This is a genomic window from Streptomyces sp. NPDC111744, from assembly GCF_055634995.1.
Map to the genome: position 1 here is coordinate 1 of NZ_JBVKCG010000073.1, position 2134 is coordinate 2134.

Annotated in this window: 2 protein-coding genes; one reads left to right on the forward strand and one right to left on the reverse strand. The window is 68.7% G+C overall.

Annotated elements, in window-relative coordinates:
* Nucleotides 1-192 precede the first annotated feature (192 nt).
* Complete coding sequence (locus ACZ7OO_RS44035; RefSeq protein ID WP_471513006.1) at nt 193-381, forward strand: hypothetical protein; 189 nt, start codon at nt 193-195, stop codon at nt 379-381.
* 8 nt (nt 382-389) lie between these two features.
* Here ACZ7OO_RS44035 and ACZ7OO_RS44040 read toward each other — a convergent pair whose 3' ends face one another.
* A complete protein-coding gene (locus ACZ7OO_RS44040) occupies nt 390-2012 on the reverse strand; it encodes an ISL3 family transposase (protein WP_471513007.1) in 1623 nt (540 codons plus the stop codon).
* Between the last annotated feature and the right edge of the window lie 122 nt (nt 2013-2134).

Consider the following 2134-nt stretch of genomic DNA (forward strand, 5'->3'; position numbering starts at 1 on the left):
GGGTCTGGCACAAGTTCCGTGAGCCGGTTGCTGACCGTGACGTCAGTGGCATGTGTTGAGATGACGGGACTCTGTTCGCCGACTTGCTGGGAGATCGTCTCGATGCCTGGTGCGTACTCCTCCTTGACGCGAGCTCTGGCCGAGGCTCTGGTCGATGTCCTCTGGTTCGTCGAAGGCTGTGAAGACGAGCAAATGGATCCAGACGACGCCGTCAAGGTCCTGGAGGGCGTCGCTCACGTCGTGAGCAAGCTGTCGCGTGAGCAGCAGGACGAGTTCCTCGGCCTACTCGCCACCATGGCCCGCGAGGAGCCTGATCCGTCGCGGCGAGCGTTTCTGGAGGAGTTCCCGGACGGCTTCGGACTGGTGGAGGACGCGGTCTGACCGCAGCCTCAGGAGAGCAGGACCCGTTTACGCAGCAGGCCGAAGCCGGCACGGCCGAACATCTGCCTCTTGAGCATCTTGATCCGGTTTACTGCTCCTTCGACCGGGCCGGAGTTCCAGTCGGTGGTCAGTCCCGCGGTCACCGCGTCGAAATCGTTGTTCAGGCCGGTGGCGAAGCTGCTGATGCCGGGCAGGTTGGCGTCGGTGGCCTCGGTGATCCACTCGGGCAGACGGTCGCCGCTGAGGGTGGTGAGCATCTCCGCGAACGAGCTGGTCAGCTCTGCGGCGGAGGCCAGCTTCGGGCAGCGGTCGAGTACGGCCTTGCGGTGCAGCTTCTCCTCTTCGGTCAGGGTGGCGGGATGCCGGGTGAGCCAGCCGGTCACTTGTCGTATCGACAGTGGTGGTGGGGCGGGCGTGAAGCCTTCCTGCTGCGGCAGGTCGCGGCGGATCCAGTCGCGGACAGTGGAGTAGTGGCCGCGGAAGCCGCGCGCGGTGATCTCCTGGTGGAGACCGAGGATGGTCACGTTCCCGTCGGTCTCGGCCCAGCGTTCGGCCAGGTAGGGCTTGAACGGGTCGAGTTTGCTGGGGAGTTGCCGCTTGCGGCCTTTGACCATGTCCTGCCAGCGGGAGGCGCGGGCGTACCGCTGTACGGTGTGCCGTCCCCAGCCCAGGTGGTGGGCAACGCCCCGCAGGCTCATGCCCCGGGCGAGGAGATCGTGGACGAGAGCGTGGTGGGCGCGGGCCCGTTCGGCGAACTTGCCGGTCGGGTCATCTGTTTCGGCCTCCTGGCCGGGTGCCGCCTCGGCGGGCGTCTCCCATACGGGCTCCGGTTCCGGGGCGGGCGGCGGTAGGTCGCGCAGGCAGGAGCGGTGGTCGGCGACGGTCTTCTCGACCGCGGAGGCGATGTTTTGCCAGAGATGGAACCGGTCGGCGACCTGCAGGGCCTGCGGTGCGGCGGTGTCGGCCGCCTCGGCGTAGGCGCCGGCGCGGTCACGGCAGATGACCTCGATTCCGGGATGAGCCGCGAGCCACGGGGCGAGAGTGGCGGCATCGCGCTCGGGCAGCAGGTCGAGGACCTGGTGGGTCTCTGCGTCGATCACGACCGTCCCGTAGACATGACCGCGCCGGAGCGCGAAGTCGTCCACGCCGACGGCGCGGGGCTGCGTCGCTGCCGGGTCGGGCAGGTCCATCACCCGCCGCAGCAGCGTGGTGCGGCTGGTCGCGATGCCCATGACCCGAGCGAGGCGGGCACCGGCCCGGCCCGCCAGGGCCAGCCCGATCTCGCTCATCGCCCGGCGCAGCCGCTCGGTGACCCGGCCGTGGCGGCGGGTCAGTCCCGGCACCTGCTCCACGAACGTCCGTCGGCCGCAGGCCGAAGCTGTGCAGACGAACCGCCGGACCCGCAACGCGAGCTGTGCTCGTCGCCCGGCAGCTGGCAGATCTGCCGGGAATCGCAGGTAGGAGCTGTGGACCCGTTCCGTCCAGTGGGCGCAGTCGGGACAGGCGGCCCCGGCCGGTGTGCAGCGGGCCTCGACGCGTATCGCCTCGCCATGCGCGTCTACGGCCACGACGGCGACGCCGGGGACCGACGGGAACAACAACTCCTGGAGCCGGGACAACACCTCGTTCACGGCCACCGAATGTCGGCCGTGTCACCCACACGAGGAACGATTTCAAGGCGACTTCCGCACCCACCGCAAGAAGATCAACAACTACAACGCGTGACCGGCTCACGGAACTTGTGCCAGATCCC